Below are 16,252 nucleotides of genomic sequence, written 5' to 3'. Positions count from 1 at the left end.
CCCGTGACGCGGCGAGATGCGTGGGCATAGCATCGGTCACCGCATGAACACGATGACGCTCTGGGACATATCCCTGTGGGGGTTCGCCGCGCTGGCCTTCGCGGCGTTGCTCGTCGGCTTCTCCAAGACCGCCGTGAGCGGCGCCAACACCGTCAGCCTGGCCGTCTTCGCCGCCGTCCTGCCCGCCCGCGCCTCCACCGGCGTGCTGCTGCCCGTCCTGATCGTCGGCGATGTCCTCGCCGTCCTGACCTATCGGCGACACGCCCACTGGCCCACTCTGTGGCGGCTGTTCCCGGCGGTCGCCGCGGGCGTCGTGCTCGGCACCCTGTTCCTGGTGTGGGCCGACGACGCGGTCGTACGGACGTCGATCGGCGCGATCCTGTTGCTGATGGCGGCGGTGACCATGTGGCGGCGCCGGCGCTCCGAGCAGGACGTGGAACCGGACGCGGTGACCACACGGGCCGGCCGTGCCAAGGCGCGTTCCTACGGCGTCCTCGGGGGCTTCACCACGATGGTGGCGAACGCGGGCGGTCCCGTGATGTCGATGTATCTCCTTTCCGCCGGATTCCGCAAGCTCGGCTTCCTCGGCACCTCGGCCTTCTTCTTCCTGATCGTCAACGTCTCCAAGGTGCCCTTCAGCGCCGGTCTCGGGTTGATCGACGGCCGTTCACTGCTGCTGGACGCGGCGCTCGCGCTGTTCGTGGTGCCGGGCGCGTTCCTCGGGAAGTGGGCGGTGAACCGGATCAATCAGCGGCTGTTCGAGCAACTGGTGATCGCGGCGACGGTCGTGGGCGGCGTCCAGCTGCTGCTGCGCTGAGCTCCCGTCACACTGGTGTCCGCCCGGCTATCGGAGCAGGGCGGGAAGGTCGGCGAAGGAGTCGAGGACGTGGTCGGGCGCACCGCTCGCCGCCCGGTGCGTCTCGGGCAGATACTTGCCGGTCCTGACCAGGGCCCCGGTGATCCCGGCTCGCTGGGCCGCGAGCACGTCGGACTCGATGTCGTCGCCGATCATGAGCGTCTGATCCGCGCCGACCCCGAGATGGGCGAGCGCCGCCTCGAAGAACGCGGGCGACGGCTTGCCGGTGACCACGGCCTCGGTGTGTGCGGCCTTCTCCAGCCCCAGCAGGAACGCCCCCGAGTCGAGTTGCAGACCCCGGTCGGTGCGCCAGTACAGGTTTCGGTGCATGGCGACCAGCCGCGCGCCTCTCTGGAGGTGGCCGAAGGCGCGGTTGAGCGCCGGGTAGTCGAACTCCGGGCCGGCACCTCCGAGAATCACGGCGTCGGGGACCGTGTCCGCGTCGTCGACGAAGCTGACGCCGGTGAGATCCTCGCGGATGTCGCCGCTGCTGAGCAGCGAGCACCGTGCGCCCGGCAGGCGGTCCGCGAGATATGCGGCCGTGGCGGCGGGTGCGGTCAGGATGTCGTCGGCCGCCACGGGAAAGCCGGCCGCGGACAGGGTCCCCGCGATCGATGCGCGGGTGCGGGAGGTCGTGTTGGTGAGCAGGGCGACGGCGAGGCCGGAGTCACGGATCTCGTGCAGGGCTTCGACCGTGCCCGGCAGGGGCTGCCAGGAGACGGTGAGGACCCCGTCGATGTCGATGAGGACGGCACGCACTGAATCCATGGCAGGACCCTAACGAGGCCGACGGCCCCCCGCCCTGCGGCGTGCGGGACACGGTGCGACCGCTGCGCCGTCCGTCCGCCCGTCCGCCCGCCCGGCCGCGGGTACCGGCGGCGGACCGGAGGGAGGGCTGCCCGTACCCTCGGCACCATGTCCCCGCACGTCCTGATCCTCGGCGGCACCGCAGAGGCACGCGAACTCGCCGCCTCGCTCGTCTCCCGGCCCGGGGTGCGGGTGACCACCTCCCTGGCGGGGCGGGTGTCGCGGCCCGGTGCGCTCGAAGGGGAGGTGCGCGTCGGGGGTTTCGGCGGCGCCGGGGGACTGGCCGACTGGCTCCGCGCACACCGGGTGGACGCGCTGGTCGATGCCACACACCCGTTCGCCACGGGCATCACCGCGAACGCGACACGGGCGGCGGCGGCCACCCGCGTTCCGGCCGTGGTGCTGCGCAGGCCCGGCTGGAGCGCGGTCCCCGGAGACCGCTGGCACGACGTGGCCTCCCTGGAGGAAGCGGCGGCCCTGCTGCCCGCGCTCGGCCGACGGGTGTTCCTCACCACCGGCCGGCTGGGGCTCGCGGCCTTCGCGGACCTGGCCGGTATCCACTTCGTGGTGCGATCGGTGGATCCGCCGGAGCCACCCATGCCGCCGGACACCCGGGTGCTCTCGGCCCGCGGGCCGTTCACGGTCGAGGACGAGACGGCTTTGCTCGTCGAGCACCGCATCGATGTGCTCGTCACGAAGGACAGCGGGGGAGCGGCGACGGCGGCCAAGCTCACGGCCGCGCGCGATCACGGGCTTCCCGTGGTCATGGTCCGCCGTCCGCCGCTGCCCGGCGGGGTGACCGCGGTGCCGGACGTCGTGGCTGTGTTGTCGTTCCTGGGACTCGGTCCCCGATGACACAGGCAAGGAGCCGGTCGACGGCGCGCAGTGTCTCGTGGCGGTGCTGCGCCCTCCTCACCCACGCCGGCAGCCGTGCGACGACGGTCGTCCGGTGTCGCCGTCGTACCAGGCGCGCATTCGCGCGGCGTCGCCGCGACGATCCGCCTGATTCCGTCGAGGTGGTCGAGGCCGCAGGTCCACAACGGGCCCTGCCGCCTCGGCGCGAACAGCTCCGCCGCCGGTGCGAAGCGCCCCTCCACAGGGGCGGTGCGCCGGCAGCGCGGGCACGTCGGCAGGATCGCGTCGAGGACGTCGTACGGCGTGCTGCGGGGGTGGCACGAAGACGGAGCGGGGCGGCGGGCACCGCACGAGTACGACCACGGGCGGGAAGCGCGGCACGCGGATCTCCAAGGGGCCGGCGCACGGGCGGGGTCCTGTCCGCCCCCTGGGGAACGACCCCGGGCGCCGGGCTCCGTACGGCGCACGCGGGAGCGCTCGTCCTAGCCGCGCGGATGCCTGCGCAGCAGATAGGTGTCCATGATCCAGCCCTTGCGCTCCCGCGCCTGAGCGCGCACGCGCTCGATGTGCTGCGCCGTCTCGGCCAGTGGCCCGGAGACGAGGATCTCGTCCGGAGTGCCGATGTAGGCACCCCAGTAGATGTCGATGTCCTGGTCCGCGTACCGCCGGAAGGCCTGATGGGCGTCGAGCATCACCACGACGTCGTCGACCCCGTCGGGGAACCCCTCCGCCAGGCGCCGGCCCGTGGTGATCTGCACGGGCCGGGCCACCCGGTTGAGTCCCGTGCGATGCCTGGCGACGAGCGCCGACACGCTGCTGATACCGGGCACGACGTCGTAGGAGAACGTCACCTCGCCCCGGTCCAGGATCTCCTCGAGGATGCCGAGCGTGCTGTCGTACAGCGCGGGGTCGCCCCACACCAGGAACGCTCCGGTCTCGTCCTCGCCCAGTTCCTCGACGATGAGCCGTTCGTAGATGCCGGCACGGGCCGAGCGCCAGTCGCCGACGGCGGGGGAGTAGGCGTCGCCCCCGGCCAGGCGGTCGCGCTCCGGGTCGCGCGCCTCGACGAGGCGGTACGCCCCCTCCGGCACATGTGCGTCGAGAATGTCCCGGCGCAACCGGACGAGGTCCGACTTCGACTCGCCCTTGTCGAGGATGAAGAACACGTCCGTGCTCCTCAGCGCCTTGACCGCCTGCAGGGTCAGTTGGTCGGGGTCGCCCGCTCCGATGCCGATGACATGAATCTTTCGCACGCCCCGAGTCTGCCGTACCGCGCGGCCGGGCGGCCCGACGCCCCCGCCTGCGCCCGCTACGGTCGCCGGCCGCGGAGCCGGGGAGCCCGCTCGCGCGCGTCGACCTTGGCCGCGTCCCGCTCCACCACCGTGGCCAACTCCCTGGCCCAGGAGATGAGTTCCGCCAGGTCCATGCCGTACGGCCGGCTCTGAGCCGACTGTGCGGCCCAGTCCTCCACCGCCGTGGCGCCGCGCCGCAGCAGCCGGGTGCCACCGGTCGCGTTGCCGCGGGCCGCGTGCGTGAGTCCGACCGCCAGTTGGGCGAGCCCGCGCCACAGGGGCCGCTCCCCTTCGGGCCCCGACTTCCAGGCGTCCTCGAAGACCTCGTGCGCATGGAACGGTTTCCCGGCGTCCAGCAGGCTCTGGGCTTCGGCGACGCTGTCGTCCGGAGTACGCAGGACCCCCTCGGGCTGGCGTGCGACCCCCTGGGCGTCGTACGGAAGGGGCCGCCCCAGTCCGTCCCGCGGCCGGGCGTTGCGGGCCCGCCCCTCCGCGTCCCGGTCGCGCCCCCGACGAGCCCGGGCTTCCGATGCGTCACTCATACCCAGATTGTCCCGCACCTCCCGCCCGCTTCGGGGCAGTACCTGCCGTGGGGTAAAGTTCTGTCCGCGCGATCACGCGGATCACCGCGGGAAGCGCACCGGGACGTGGCGCAGCTTGGTAGCGCACTTGACTGGGGGTCAAGGGGTCGCAGGTTCAAATCCTGTCGTCCCGACGGCGACGTCGGAAGTCTTCCAAGGTCAGGGGCCCTCTTCCTGGGGCCCCTGACGTGTGAGCGGGAGCGCTGCGACAGCCCCCGCCGGCTCCCTGCCCGCGATTCACGTCGCCGCCTCGGTGCCTTGGCGCACCGACGGATCGTCCTTGGGCCCCGTGTGTGCGGGCCGCCTCAGTCCGCCCGCTCCGCGGAGAAGTTCACCTCCGCCGTGTCCACGGTTCCGCCGCGGCGCCCGGGAGCGTTCTGCCACTGCCAGTAGAGGTTCGTGTGCGCGATCACCTGCTCCGGGGTCGGCGCTCCGTATGCCGTGAGGTCCTCCGTGGTGTGCGCGTCTTTGACCAGCGTCGCGTCGTATCCGCGTACAAGGGCACCATGCAGGGTCGAGCGGATACAGGCGTCGGTCTGGGCACCCGTGACGACGAGCCGGCCCACTCCGTGCTCCGCGAGCACCGACTCCAGATCGGTGTCCTCGAAGGAGTCCAAGTAGGTCTTGTGGACGAGCGGTTCCGTATCGCGCCGGACCAGCTCCGGGACGTAGTTCCAGCTCTCGCTGCCCCGCACGAGCTCGGCGTCGGAGTGCTGCACCCAGACCACCGGGACGTCCTCGGCGCGGGCCCTGTCGATCAGGGTGTTGATGTTCGCGATCACGTCGTCGCGGTTGTGGGAGCCGTCCACGACCCCGTTCTGGACATCTATGACGAGCAGTGCGGTACGGGGCCGGTCGGGCAGGGTCGTCATGGTGTCTCCCGTTTCTCGTCCTGGAACTGACCGGACCCCACAGTAGGCCGCACCACTGACAGCGGGGCCGCCCTCCGGACGGATGTCAGCGCAGCAGCTCCGCCAGCCGGCGCCAGGCGGCACGCGGCAGGGCGTCGCGGGGCCCGGCGTCGACCACTTGGACGGCGACGTGGTCCGCGCCCGCCGCATGGAACGCCTCGATCCGCTCCCGGATGCGGTCGTCGTCGCCCCAGGCGAACAGCGCGTCGACCAGGCGGTCGCTGCCGCCGTCGGCGAGGTCGTCCTCGGTGAAGCCGAAACGCAGGAGGGAGTTGGTGTAGTTCGGCAGGGTCAGATAGAGGGCGAGGGTGCCCCGGGCCGTCGTACGGGCCCGGTCCGGGTCCGTGTCCAGGACGACCTTCGTCTCGGGTGCGAGAAGCGGTGCGGCGCCCAGGATCTCCCGGGCCACGGCGGTGTGTTCGACCGTCATCAGATACGGATGCGAGCCGGCGGCGCGATCGCGGGACAGCTCCAGCATCTTCGGCCCGAGTGCGGCGAGGACCCGGCGCCCCGCGGGGACCCCGGCGGCATCGAGGGCGTCCAGGTAGTCGACCATGGCCGAGTAGGGACGACGGTACTGTTCCGTCATCCTGGCGTGACTCACGCCCAGCCCGAGCAGGAACCGCCCGGGACGGCCCTTCTCCAACTCGCCGAAGGCCGCAGCGGTCCCGGCCGCCTCGTACTGCCAGATGCTCTGGATGCCGGTCGCCACGACCAACCGCGAGGTCGCCTCGATCAGCGGCACCGCGTGGCGCACGGTGGGGCTGCCGCCGAGCCAGACGGCACCGAAACCGAGTTCCTCGAGTTCGGCGGCGGCATCGGCCAGTTCGCCGCGTCGGGCCGGGTCCTCCGAACGCAGCCCCACGCTCCAGATACCGTGCCGTCCGACGGCCTCCTTCGGCGGGCCTGCGCCGTCCGTGCCTGTGACATCACCCATCGGTTCCGCATCCCTCCGCGCTCCGCGCAGCACCGTGCTCCTGCATCACTTGATCCCAGCAGAACCCAACGGATCGACGGCACGGCGCATTCCACGCCGGATGTACTCCTCGTGAGGCGGTACTTCACCTTCGGGCGCGGGAACTTCGCAACCGGCCGGTGGTCCCCGGCGGGCCGCACGGACGCGGGCTCGACCACCAGTCCGGTGACGACGTCGGCGCACCCCGCCGCTCCCGGTCCCCCGGCCGTCGGTGCGCCCCGAGCCGGTCGGACGGCCGGGAGCCGGCGCAAAGCCGTGACAAGGGGCTCATATAGGCTGCTCGCTCCGGTTCCCGCAGTCCGAGTGCCCGGGAGTGTTTCCAGTGACCGTAACGATCGATCCGTCCGGAGCGACGGGTTCGCCCGACGACGAGCAGCCCGCGCGGGAGACGTCGGCGGTCGGCGCACCGGTCGTCGGGGCGACGCCCGCGGACGACGGGTTCTGGGTGGAGCCGGCGGCCACGGGTGACGCGGAGCCGGCCCCGGCGCAGTCCGACGTCGACGGGACGGTGGCGCGTGACGCCCATGATTTCGGGGTGTACGCGCGCACCGGCGGCTGGGCGTTCGCGCTGAAGGTGGCGCGCAGCGTACGGCCCGGCGGGCAGTCGGCGGGGGAGACCCCGAAGATCTCCGCCAAGCGGTTCGCCGAACTGGCGGGGTGCTCCCCGGAGCGGGTCATGCGGTACTACAAGGCGTGGGACAAGGCGGCCGACGACGGTCTCGTCCCGCACTTCGAGATCCTCGTCCCCGGCCAGGACATCGCGCTGCCGGACTCCGACGCCTGGCTCGCGTACTACACAGCCCGCACCAGCGCCGCGTCCGAGCGGGGCCAGGCCATCGCCGCGTCCGCCGAGGCCGAGGGCATCCGGCCGACCAAGGCACTGGAGGTCGCCGAGAACCCCACCGCGCTGCGGGCCGCGATCCTGGCCGACCCCGCCACCGCTCGGGCCGCGCGCGCCGCCCTCCTCGACCGGCTCCGGGAGGACCCGGTCCTGCAGACCGAACTCGCCCGTGACGTCGCAAGGACGGACGGGCTGAAGAAGGCGGTGGCCACCGAGAGCCGAGTCGCGGACCGTATCGGTTACGTCCGGCAGATCGTGGAGAAGGGCCAGGTCAAGACCCCTGCGGGCCAGACGATCGAGGCGCCCGCCGAACTCCGTGCGCAGGCCGAGCGCCACCTTTCCCTGATCGACGAGCTGGACGACGGGGAGGAGGCGGGACCGTGGGCCGCCGAGGCGTACGACACGGTGAAGGAACTCGTGGCCCGGACCGTCGAGGCCGACCCGGACCTGCGCCTTCGGGAACGCCGAAGCAGGTTCTACAGCAGCCTGCAGCGGGCGACGAAGGTGTTCGAGGAGCTGACCTTCGACGACGTCGAGGACCTGGACGACCTCTACGAGGACGACATGCTCCAGCGGCTGGAGGAACTGCAGACCGCTGTGGGCGGCTGTATCGCCGTCCTCCGGGGCGCGGCCCCGCCACAGGCCTGATTCTGCGGCGGCCGGTGGCCTACGGCGTGCGTTCGGCCTCCGGTGTCACTCGGCGAGTACCTCGGCCCAACGGCTGGTCCCCTCCGGATGCACCTCCACGCCGTACCGGGCCGACAGCGCGGCGACGATGCACAGCCCCCGGCCGTGCTCGTCCGGATCGATCGCGGCCGACGAGCTGCAGGTGGGTACGGCCGGCCCCATGTCGGTGACCGCGACGCGCACGGCATCGCGCCCGTCCAGCCGGGCGCGCGACAGCCGTAGTGCCGCCGGCGGGAAGGCATGGACGACCGCGTTCGTCAGAAGCTCCGAGATGACGAGAAGCACATCCTCCGCGGCGCCCTCGGGCAGGTTCCACCTGGTCAGGATGGCCTCCGCGCGTCGGCGCACGGTGGAGACGGCCCGGGCAGAGTGCGGGAGCGGGAAGACGTACTCCACGCCCTCCACAGGCGCGGCGTTGAGCTGCGCTATTGCCATGTGCCCTCCTCCTCGGGGCGAGCCGCCGGCTGGACACCGGGCGTTCAGGCACGTTATGGAGGGAAATCCGGCGGGTCAATGAAGGGCGGTCGGCATTACCGAACGCCGTCCTGAACCGGGAGGCGATCCGGATTAGGATCGGCTCATGGCCGGGCCAGTCCAGTCCATCGAAAGGGCGGCGGCGATCCTGCGCCTGCTCGCCGGCGGTCCCCGTCGGCTGGGGCTCGGCGAGGTGGCGTCGTCGCTGGGGCTGGCCAAGGGCACCGCCCACGGCATTCTGCGCACGCTCCAGCACGTGGACTTCGTGGAACAGGACGAGGCGACCGGAAAGTACCAGCTCGGAGCGGCACTGCTGCATCTGGGCACCAGCTATCTCGACGTCAACGAGTTGCGGTCGCGCTCGATCAACTGGGCCGACGCCCTGGCCGCCCGCAGCGGGGAGGCCGTCCGTCTCGGTACACCACTGGAAGGCAAGGTGCTCGTGGTGCACCACGTCTTCCGGCCGGACGACACCCTTCAGACCCTGGACGTGGGCACGCTGCTGCCCCTGCACGCCTGCTCCCTGGGCAAGGTGCTGCTGGCCTTCGGCGCCGAGCCCGTGGAGCCGCTCGTGGACGCGGGCCTCGAGGAGTACACCCGGCACACCCTGGTGCGCTCCGAGGACCTCAGCAGGGCCCTCGTCGAGGTGCGGGAGCTCGGCTGGGGCGCCGAGGTGCAGGAAATGGCCATGGGGGAGGCCGGCGTCGCCGCGCCGATCCGCGGGCACGGCGGCCTTGTGGTGGGTGCGATCGGAGTGTCGGGACCGGTCGAACGGATCTGCGACACCAAGGGCCGGCCGCAGCCGGCCCTGATCACCTTGCTGCGGGAAGCCGCACGGGCGATCTCCAGAGACCTGGGCGCGGCCCGCTGGTAGCTCCCGGCGCCGCCGCGACGCATCGGAAGGCAGTACCGATCATGGTTGAACGGTATGTGATGTCCATCGACCAGGGCACCACCTCCACGCGATGCATTCTGTTCGACCACCGCGGACGGCTGGTGACGGTCGCCCAACGAGAACATCGGCAGTTCTTCCCCCAGCCCGGCTGGGTGGAGCACGACGCTTCGGAGATCTGGCGCAACCTGGTGCGCATCGTGCCGGAGGCGCTGTCCGACGTCGGCATAGACGTCGGGCAGATCACCGCCATCGGCATCGCCAACCAGCGCGAGACGACGGTGCTGTGGGACCGGCGCACCGGTGCTCCGGTGTGCCGGGCGATCGTCTGGCAGGACGTCCGGACCGCCCAGCTCGTCGAGGAACTCAGGCAGAGCCCCGGCGACGAGTTCTTCCTCGAGCGCTGTTGTCTGCCCCCGTCCACCTACTTCTCCGCGCCCCGGCTCCGCTGGCTGTTCGACCACGTCGACGGGCTGGAGCAGCGCGCACGGGACGGCGAGGTGCTCTTCGGGACGGTGGAGAGCTGGTTGATCTGGAAACTGACGGGCGGTGCGGACCGCGGCCTGCACATCACCGACGCCACCAACGCCAGCCGCACCATGCTCATGAACATCCGCACGCTGACCTGGGACCCGGAACTGCTGGAGTTCTTCCGGGTCCCGACCGCGATGCTGCCGGAGATCCGGCCGTCGATCGAGACCTACGGGGAGGCCCGCTCCGTACTCCCCGGTGTCCCCATCACGGCCGCGCTCGGCGACCAGCAGGCGGCCCTGTTCGGACAGACCTGCTTCTCGCCGGGTGAGGCGAAGTGCACCTACGGGACCGGCAGCTTCCTGGTGATGAACACCGGTACCGATCTTGTGCGGTCCCGGCACGGGCTCCTCACCACCGTCGCGTACAAGATCGCGGATCAGGACACGGTCTACGCACTCGAGGGCCCGATCGCCGTCACCGGCTCACTGGTCCAGTGGTTCCGCGACCGCCTCGGCCTGATCAGCAGCGCGCCCGAGATCGAGACGCTGGCGCTCACCGTCGAGGACAACGGCGGTTGCTACATCGTCCCCGCGTTCTCCGGTCTTTTCGCACCTCACTGGCGCAGCGACGCCCGGGGCGTCATCGTCGGGCTCACCTCGTACATCACCAAGGGGCACCTGGCCCGGGCCGTCCTGGAGGCCACCGGCTGGCAGACGCGCGAGGTCGTCGACGCCATGAACGCCGACTCGGCGCTCGCGATGAAGGAACTCAAGGTGGACGGGGGCATGACATCCGACAACCTGCTCATGCAGTTCCTGGCGGATGTCCTCGACCTGCCCGTGGTGCGGCCCCTGGTCGCGGAGACTGTCTCGCTCGGAGCGGCGTACGCAGCGGGCCTCGCGGCCGGTTTCTGGCCCGATCTGGAGGTCCTGCGCCGCAACTGGCACCGGGCGGCGCAGTGGATGCCCGACATGGACCCGGAACGGCGGGAGTGGGAGTACGAGTCCTGGAAGCGTGCCGTCGAGCGGTCTCTGGGCTGGATCAGGCCGTCGGGACGGGCGTGACCGGCTGCGGCCGGGGTCGGTGGACGCGCCCCGCACCACGATGAGTAGTTGATATTTGCACGATATTGACGCCGACGACTTCGCCCGCTTTGGTAGGGTGACGTTCGCCACTTTGTCGCATTTGGTCCAGTACGGGGGCTTCGTAAGCGATTCGGCACATCATTCCCGATCGCCCGGTGATGTGTTTCACCTCAATAGTTCATTGTTCAACTAAGTCGGAGTGCGTAGCTTGAGATCGCCGACACAACGGCAGGAACCCCCACCGTTCACATCCACCGGACGATGGGTCGCGCAAGGAGGAATGACCATGAACAAGCTGATGCGGCGTCTCACCACCGCGGGCGTCTCCGCTGTATTTCTCGGCGGCGCTCTCTTCGCTGCCGGCGGCTCGGCGATCGCGGCCACCCCGCAGACGCCCGGGCACGCCCCGGCCCGGGCCGCTGCCGTCGCGGACACCAGGGTCGCCACCGTCCACACCCAGCACCGCGTCGATCCCTGGATCGCGGACCAGCTCGCGATGTTCGACCCCTGGGTCGTCGGTCAGCTCGAACTCTTCGTCCCCTCGGGCGGCACCGGCGATCAGCACGGGCCGAGCGACTGGCACCGCAGCCTCGAAGACCACGCGACGGTCCTGAACGACGGCGCGCGCCCCTGATCCCACCGGTCCGCCTCCCCGCGGCAGCGCGACGGTTCTCTCGCCCTCACGGCGCTCCGCACGGATCCGGCACCCGTCCCGTCCGCATCCGGACGCCGTGCGTACGGCAGATCGCTGCGGAACCCCTGCCGGGGTCGGCCGGGGAGTAGCGTGTTCCGCCCTGGCCCGCACCGCGTCGTCGTGGACGTCGAACCGGCCCGACCCGAACGCGGCGACCAGGGGAAGGGCGGAGTTGCGAGACACCCGTACGCGCCTTCCGGCCTGTAGACCGCAATGCGCCTGTCGGGCACGGCGCCTGATGGGCGATCACTTGAGGACATACCCGCCCTCCATCACACTTGCGGGCCTCGACCGACTCGAAGCGGCGATCCCGTGGTCATTGCACAGGCCCGCGCGGCAGGGGGCTCGGGCCGTGACCTTCGAGGGAACCGGCTGCGAGGTGGGCGCCGGTTACCTGGAGGCTGCGCGTCGCTTGTCGATGCCCTGAACGTACGCCGCGCCCGGGGGACTTGGACCGCGTCCGGGGCTTCGCCGAGCCGGAGTTGCTCAGTGTGGGGGCTTACAGCGTACGTATCATCGGTGCCCCCGGCGGCACGAGGACCTTCACCTCCATCGGCGCACCGGAGGCATGCTGCACCGCAGGCTCCACGGGCACATCCCCGACTGCTGAACCTGTGCGCCCGGCGCACCAGTGGGTCGTCGACGGCGGCGATCGCCGTCGCGGGCCGCACGTCCGGGTCGGCCCACGACGCATCGCCCGAAGCCGCGGGAGGTCTTGAACGCGCCGCCCGCAGCTCGTCCATCGCTGTCGGTCGGGACTCCGCAGACTCCCGGACCGCCGTCGGCTGCACACGAAGCGTCCGCGACGTCACCGCCGCCGGCCGGTTCACACATGTGCTGGACAGCAAGGGTCCGGACGATGCCGGAAAAGGGCGCCTGCCGGGTCTTCTTCCCGGCCGGGCGCCCTTCCGGGGGCTCTAGAAGAAGCCCAGCTTCTTCGGGGAGTACGACACCAGGAGGTTCTTGGTCTGCTGGTAGTGGTCCAGCATCATCTTGTGCGTCTCGCGGCCGATGCCCGAGCCCTTGTAGCCGCCGAAGGCAGCGTGCGCCGGGTACTGGTGGTAGCAGTTCGTCCAGACGCGACCCGCCTGGATGGCGCGGCCCGCGCGGTACGCGGTGTTCACGTCCCGCGTCCACACACCGGCCCCGAGCCCGTACAGCGTGTCGTTGGCGATCTTGATCGCGTCGTCGAAGTCGTTGAACGACGTCACGGACACCACCGGACCGAAGATCTCCTCCTGGAAGATCCGCATCCGGTTGTCGCCCTCGAAGATCGTCGGCTGGACGTAGTAGCCGCCCTTCAGCTCGCCGTCGTGCTCGATGCGCTCACCGCCCGTCAGGATCTTCGCGCCCTCCTGACGGCCGATGTCCAGATAGGAGAGGATCTTCTCCAGCTGGTCGTTGGACGCCTGTGCGCCGATCATCGTCTCCGTGTCCAGCGGGTGCCCGGCCTTGATCTGCTCGGTGCGGGCGACGGCCGCCTCCATGAACTCGGCGTAGTGCCCCCGCTGCACCAGGGCCCGCGAGGGGCATGTGCACACCTCGCCCTGGTTCAGCGCGAACATCGTGAAGCCTTCCAGCGCCTTGTCGCGGAAGTCGTCGTTCGCCGACCAGACGTCCTCGAAGAAGATGTTCGGGGACTTGCCGCCGAGTTCGAGGGTCACGGGGGTGATGTTCTCGGAGGCGTACTGCATGATCAGGCGTCCCGTGGTGGTCTCGCCCGTGAACGCGACCTTCGCCACGCGCGGGCTGGAGGCCAGGGGCTTGCCCGCCTCGACACCGAAGCCGTTGACGATGTTCACCACACCCGCCGGCAGCAGGTCGGCCACCAGGCTCATCCACACATGGATGGACGCCGGGGTCTGCTCCGCCGGCTTGAGGACGACCGTGTTGCCCGCGGCGAGGGCCGGTGCGAGCTTCCATGTGGCCATCAGGATCGGGAAGTTCCACGGGATGATCTGCGCCACCACACCGAGCGGCTCGTGGAAGTGGTACGCCACCGTGTCGTCGTCGAGCTCGGCCAGCGAACCCTCCTGCCCTCGGATCGCCCCCGCGAAGTAGCGGAAGTGGTCGATGGCGAGGGGGATGTCCGCGGCCATGGTCTCCCGGACGGGCTTGCCGTTCTCCCAGCTCTCGGCCACCGCCAGCTGCTCCAGGTTGGCCTCCATCCGGTCGGCGATCTTGCGGAGGACGTCGGAGCGCTCGGTCACGGAGCTACGGCCCCAGGCGGGTGCGGCGGCATGCGCCGCGTCCAGCGCCCGCTCCACGTCCTCCGAGGTACCCCGGGCGATCTCCGTGAACGGCTGCCCGTTCACCGGACTGGGGTTCTCGAAGTACTGACCGCGGGCCGGCGGCACGTACTCACCGCCGATGAAGTGGTCGTAGCGCGCCTGGTAGGAGACGATCGCGCCCTCGCTTCCGGGCGCTGCGTAACGGGTCATGCGGCTCTGCCTCCCGGGAAAGCGCTGCCCGCCGTTGGGCAGCTCTCGGCGCGAGGCTAGGGATTGCGACGTTGCGAGTACGTTGCGTGGCTGTCGGGCCGCACACGCGATGAGCACACTGCCGTGTGGCCGTGCTCGTGTGTGGTTCGTCCGCGTCGTGTGGCTGTCGGGTTGTACGCGCGGTGAGCACACGGGCGGGAGGCGCTGCCCCGTGCGGCGTGTCAGCGCGGCAGCGTGCGTCCCCACCGCGGCGCCGCGAACTCCGACTCCAGCTCGTCGAGGCGTGCGCGCACGGTCGCCGTCGGCCGCACCGCCGCGAGCGCGCGCCAGATGTCGAGGTCGTCCTCTCCCCAGGGAGCATTTGCCCAGTCGGCCAGCAGGTCGGGGTCCCTGCGGGCGATGAGCGCGGTGCGCAGCCCGTCGTCGAGCCTGCGTCGCAGCCGGGCCACTGCCGGTGCCTGCGAACCCGGCAGCAGGGGGCCTCGGTAGGCCGTCGCGGCCTCCGCCACCGCTCCCGACGCCAACCGCCGTTCCACGACCGCCACATCCGATTCGACCGCGCTCGTCAGCCGGTAGGGGCGCGAGGCGAGCAGTCCGGGACCGAGGACTCGTCGAAGACGGGCCAGCTCGGCGCGCAAGGTGACCGGCGTGACCGACTCGTCCTCGTACAGCGCGCACAGCAGTTCGTCGCCGGTCAGTCCTTCCGGATGCCTGGCCAGCAGCAGCAGGATCTCGCTGTGACGGCGGCTGAGCCTGATCGTGCGGCCGTCAGCGAGGAGATGCGCCTCGTCGCGGCCGAGCGCGGTCAGCTCCACGGTGTCCGCCGCGGCCTCGGCCGGTGCCAGCAGCGCCAGTTGGGACTCGGCAGCGCGCGCCACCGCCTGGACGAACCCCAGGCTGTGCGGATGCGCCAGCCTGTCGCCACCGGTGATGTCCACCGCGCCGAGCACGCGCCCGGTGCGCGGATCGTGCACCGGTGCCGCCGCGCACGTCCACGGCTGGACCCGCACGGCGAAGTGCTCCGCCGCGAACACCTGCACCGGCCGGTCCACGGCGACGGCCGTTCCCGGGGCGTTCGTCCCCACCGCCGACTCCGCCCAGCGTGCCCCCGGCACGAAGTTCATCCGGTCCGCCCGCCGCCGGGTCGCGGGATGTCCCTCGACCCACAGCAGCCTGCCCTGCGCGTCGCACACGGCGAGCAGATGCTCCCCGTCCGACGCGAACGGACCCATCAGCTCGCGCACCAGCGGCATCACCCGGGCGAGCGGATGTGCCGCCCGGTAGGAACCCAGATCGCCGTCCGTCAGTTCCACACGGGCCGTACCGTCGGGTCCGACGCCCGCCCGCGCCGAACGGCGCCACGACTCCGCCACCACAGGGCGGACCCGGCGCGCCACCGTGCCCACCGCTCTGAACGTCTCGTGTGCGCGACGCAACTCCCGTGCTCGCTCGACGGGATCGGCCCCCGACTCGAGGGCCACCCACACATCGGTCAACTCGGCCTCCCGGGACGGCGCTCCGCTGGGGACATCGTCACTCCGGGGATCCCGGTCGACAACCGTTTGGACCGTCATCGACCCGAACGGGACCGGGAGAAGCAGCGGTTGCCCCCCAAACCGCGACGAGAGCCTCGGGCTCGAGAGGCCGGCGAGCACGGCGTGGGGGCTTCGACATCGCCTCCTTTCAGGAGCAGACGGCTGTGGGTCCCTTGCCCTCAGCCGAAGTTGACCAGTTGCATGTACCGCGCCCAGTCCCAGTCCGGTCCCGGGTCGGTGTGGTCCGTACCGGGGACCTCGTAGTGCCCGATGATGTGCGCCCGGTCCTTCGGGATGCCGAATCTCGCGCAGATCGCCGCCGTCAGCCGGGCGGACCCTTCGTACAGGGAGTCCGTGAAGTAGCCGGGCCGGTCCACCCATCCCTCGTGCTCGATGCCGACGCTGCGTGTGTTGTAGTCCCAGTTGCCCGCGTGCCAGGCGATGTCGTGTTCGCGGACGCACTGCGTGACGTTCCCGTCCACCGACCGGACCACGTAGTGGGCGGACACCTTCTTGCGCGGGTTCGTGAAGATCCCCAGCGTGTTGGTGTAGCTCGCCTGGGTCACGTGGATGACGACGCGGTCGACCGGATGGCTCAGTGGCCGGGCCGAGGCCGTGAAGTTGGCGGGGTCGGCCGCCATCCAGACGGCGAAAGGATGGTCGACGATCCGGGGCCGGGCAGCGGCGGGCACCGAGGGAAGCAGCGCGTAGGGCACCGCGGCGAGGGCAGCGCCTTTCAGCAACCGCCGCCTGCTCACATCGTGTCCCGCTTGTTCCGAAGCGTCTCGATCCATGGAGGAAGTGCCTTCCGCGCCTGAGGTCCGCAGCTGTGCCGGTCTTGTTCCTGGAGT

At 71.0% G+C, this 16,252-nt stretch carries 15 protein-coding genes and 1 tRNA gene; 7 read left to right on the top strand and 9 right to left on the bottom strand.

The window, feature by feature from the left end:
- The first annotated feature begins 43 nt into the window (after positions 1-43).
- A complete protein-coding gene (locus ACSHXN_RS07210) occupies positions 44-817 on the top strand; it encodes a sulfite exporter TauE/SafE family protein (RefSeq protein WP_438302817.1) in 774 nt (257 codons plus the stop codon).
- 27 nt (positions 818-844) lie between these two features.
- Here ACSHXN_RS07210 and ACSHXN_RS07205 read toward each other — a convergent pair whose 3' ends face one another.
- A complete protein-coding gene (locus ACSHXN_RS07205; RefSeq protein WP_355135726.1) occupies positions 845-1,624 on the bottom strand; it encodes an HAD-IIA family hydrolase in 780 nt (259 codons plus the stop codon).
- A 147-nt stretch (positions 1,625-1,771) separates the two neighbouring features.
- Here ACSHXN_RS07205 and ACSHXN_RS07200 point away from each other — a divergent pair, with 147 nt between their 5' ends.
- Positions 1,772-2,518, top strand: a complete 747-nt coding sequence (locus ACSHXN_RS07200; protein WP_355135724.1) for a cobalt-precorrin-6A reductase — start codon at positions 1,772-1,774, stop codon at positions 2,516-2,518.
- Positions 2,519-3,000: 482 nt separating this feature from the next.
- On the opposite strand, the gene cobF is transcribed toward ACSHXN_RS07200, so the two are convergent.
- On the bottom strand, positions 3,001-3,771 hold the full coding sequence (gene cobF / locus ACSHXN_RS07195; protein ID WP_355135722.1) for a precorrin-6A synthase (deacetylating): 771 nt from the start codon (positions 3,769-3,771) through the stop codon (positions 3,001-3,003).
- A gap of 56 nt (positions 3,772-3,827) precedes the next feature.
- A complete protein-coding gene (locus ACSHXN_RS07190; RefSeq protein WP_355135720.1) occupies positions 3,828-4,352 on the bottom strand; it encodes a DUF309 domain-containing protein in 525 nt (174 codons plus the stop codon).
- A 99-nt stretch (positions 4,353-4,451) separates the two neighbouring features.
- Between ACSHXN_RS07190 and ACSHXN_RS07185 the strand changes: the two genes are divergently transcribed.
- Positions 4,452-4,525, top strand: a tRNA-Pro gene (locus tag ACSHXN_RS07185).
- Between the two features lie 171 nt (positions 4,526-4,696).
- Here ACSHXN_RS07185 and ACSHXN_RS07180 read toward each other — a convergent pair.
- Positions 4,697-5,263, bottom strand: a complete 567-nt coding sequence (locus ACSHXN_RS07180; protein WP_355135718.1) for a cysteine hydrolase family protein — start codon at positions 5,261-5,263, stop codon at positions 4,697-4,699.
- Between the two features lie 85 nt (positions 5,264-5,348).
- Positions 5,349-6,239, bottom strand: a complete 891-nt coding sequence (locus ACSHXN_RS07175; RefSeq protein ID WP_356112735.1) for an LLM class F420-dependent oxidoreductase — start codon at positions 6,237-6,239, stop codon at positions 5,349-5,351.
- Positions 6,240-6,600: 361 nt separating this feature from the next.
- Here ACSHXN_RS07175 and ACSHXN_RS07170 point away from each other — a divergent pair, with 361 nt between their 5' ends.
- Positions 6,601-7,767 carry a hypothetical protein gene (locus ACSHXN_RS07170; protein WP_383356816.1) on the top strand — a complete coding sequence of 389 codons (1,167 nt, stop codon included), beginning with the start codon at positions 6,601-6,603 and terminating at the stop codon, positions 7,765-7,767.
- A gap of 45 nt (positions 7,768-7,812) precedes the next feature.
- On the opposite strand, the gene ACSHXN_RS07165 is transcribed toward ACSHXN_RS07170, so the two are convergent.
- Positions 7,813-8,241, bottom strand: coding sequence for an ATP-binding protein (locus ACSHXN_RS07165; protein ID WP_355802909.1), 429 nt, complete (start codon positions 8,239-8,241; stop codon positions 7,813-7,815).
- A gap of 145 nt (positions 8,242-8,386) precedes the next feature.
- On the opposite strand from ACSHXN_RS07165, the gene ACSHXN_RS07160 reads away from it, so the two are divergent.
- The 3 genes from ACSHXN_RS07160 to ACSHXN_RS07150 all read left to right on the top strand — a co-directional run bounded on the left by ACSHXN_RS07160 (position 8,387) and on the right by ACSHXN_RS07150 (position 11,365).
- Positions 8,387-9,154 (top strand): IclR family transcriptional regulator, encoded by a 768-nt coding sequence (locus ACSHXN_RS07160; RefSeq protein WP_059127555.1) that lies wholly within the window; start codon positions 8,387-8,389, stop codon positions 9,152-9,154.
- A gap of 41 nt (positions 9,155-9,195) precedes the next feature.
- Positions 9,196-10,710 (top strand): glycerol kinase GlpK, encoded by a 1,515-nt coding sequence (gene glpK, locus ACSHXN_RS07155; protein WP_355135712.1) that lies wholly within the window; start codon positions 9,196-9,198, stop codon positions 10,708-10,710.
- A gap of 307 nt (positions 10,711-11,017) precedes the next feature.
- Positions 11,018-11,365 (top strand): hypothetical protein, encoded by a 348-nt coding sequence (locus ACSHXN_RS07150; protein WP_438302816.1) that lies wholly within the window; start codon positions 11,018-11,020, stop codon positions 11,363-11,365.
- 977 nt (positions 11,366-12,342) lie between these two features.
- On the opposite strand, the gene exaC is transcribed toward ACSHXN_RS07150, so the two are convergent.
- The 3 genes from exaC to ACSHXN_RS07135 all read right to left on the bottom strand — a co-directional run bounded on the left by exaC (position 12,343) and on the right by ACSHXN_RS07135 (position 16,195).
- On the bottom strand, positions 12,343-13,866 hold the full coding sequence (gene exaC, locus ACSHXN_RS07145) for an acetaldehyde dehydrogenase ExaC (protein ID WP_355135708.1): 1,524 nt from the start codon (positions 13,864-13,866) through the stop codon (positions 12,343-12,345).
- A 221-nt stretch (positions 13,867-14,087) separates the two neighbouring features.
- On the bottom strand, positions 14,088-15,362 hold the full coding sequence (locus ACSHXN_RS07140; protein WP_356112731.1) for a GAF domain-containing protein: 1,275 nt from the start codon (positions 15,360-15,362) through the stop codon (positions 14,088-14,090).
- Between the two features lie 218 nt (positions 15,363-15,580).
- A complete protein-coding gene (locus ACSHXN_RS07135; RefSeq protein ID WP_355135704.1) occupies positions 15,581-16,195 on the bottom strand; it encodes an N-acetylmuramoyl-L-alanine amidase in 615 nt (204 codons plus the stop codon).
- Between the last annotated feature and the right edge of the window lie 57 nt (positions 16,196-16,252).

Origin of the sequence: Streptomyces sp. HUAS TT11, from assembly GCF_051553595.1 — a bacterium.
Taxonomy (GTDB): Bacteria; Actinomycetota; Actinomycetes; order Streptomycetales; family Streptomycetaceae; genus Streptomyces.
This window is presented reverse-complemented; position numbering and strand designations above follow the sequence as displayed.

Bases quoted from the DNA above. Each gene is read 5' to 3' on its own strand.
- ACSHXN_RS07150 (WP_438302816.1), top strand. From the start codon at position 11,018: ATGAACAAGCTGATGCGGCGTCTCACCACCGCGGGCGTCTCCGCTGTA.
- ACSHXN_RS07205 (WP_355135726.1), bottom strand. From the start codon at position 1,624: ATGGATTCAGTGCGTGCCGTCCTCATCGACATCGACGGGGTCCTCACC.
- ACSHXN_RS07165 (WP_355802909.1), bottom strand. From the start codon at position 8,241: ATGGCAATAGCGCAGCTCAACGCCGCGCCTGTGGAGGGCGTGGAGTAC.
- ACSHXN_RS07190 (WP_355135720.1), bottom strand. From the start codon at position 4,352: ATGAGTGACGCATCGGAAGCCCGGGCTCGTCGGGGGCGCGACCGGGAC.
- glpK (WP_355135712.1), top strand. From the start codon at position 9,196: ATGGTTGAACGGTATGTGATGTCCATCGACCAGGGCACCACCTCCACG.
- ACSHXN_RS07200 (WP_355135724.1), top strand. From the start codon at position 1,772: ATGTCCCCGCACGTCCTGATCCTCGGCGGCACCGCAGAGGCACGCGAA.
- ACSHXN_RS07210 (WP_438302817.1), top strand. From the start codon at position 44: ATGAACACGATGACGCTCTGGGACATATCCCTGTGGGGGTTCGCCGCG.
- exaC (WP_355135708.1), bottom strand. From the start codon at position 13,866: ATGACCCGTTACGCAGCGCCCGGAAGCGAGGGCGCGATCGTCTCCTAC.
- ACSHXN_RS07135 (WP_355135704.1), bottom strand. From the start codon at position 16,195: ATGGATCGAGACGCTTCGGAACAAGCGGGACACGATGTGAGCAGGCGG.
- ACSHXN_RS07160 (WP_059127555.1), top strand. From the start codon at position 8,387: ATGGCCGGGCCAGTCCAGTCCATCGAAAGGGCGGCGGCGATCCTGCGC.
- ACSHXN_RS07175 (WP_356112735.1), bottom strand. From the start codon at position 6,239: ATGGGTGATGTCACAGGCACGGACGGCGCAGGCCCGCCGAAGGAGGCC.
- ACSHXN_RS07180 (WP_355135718.1), bottom strand. From the start codon at position 5,263: ATGACGACCCTGCCCGACCGGCCCCGTACCGCACTGCTCGTCATAGAT.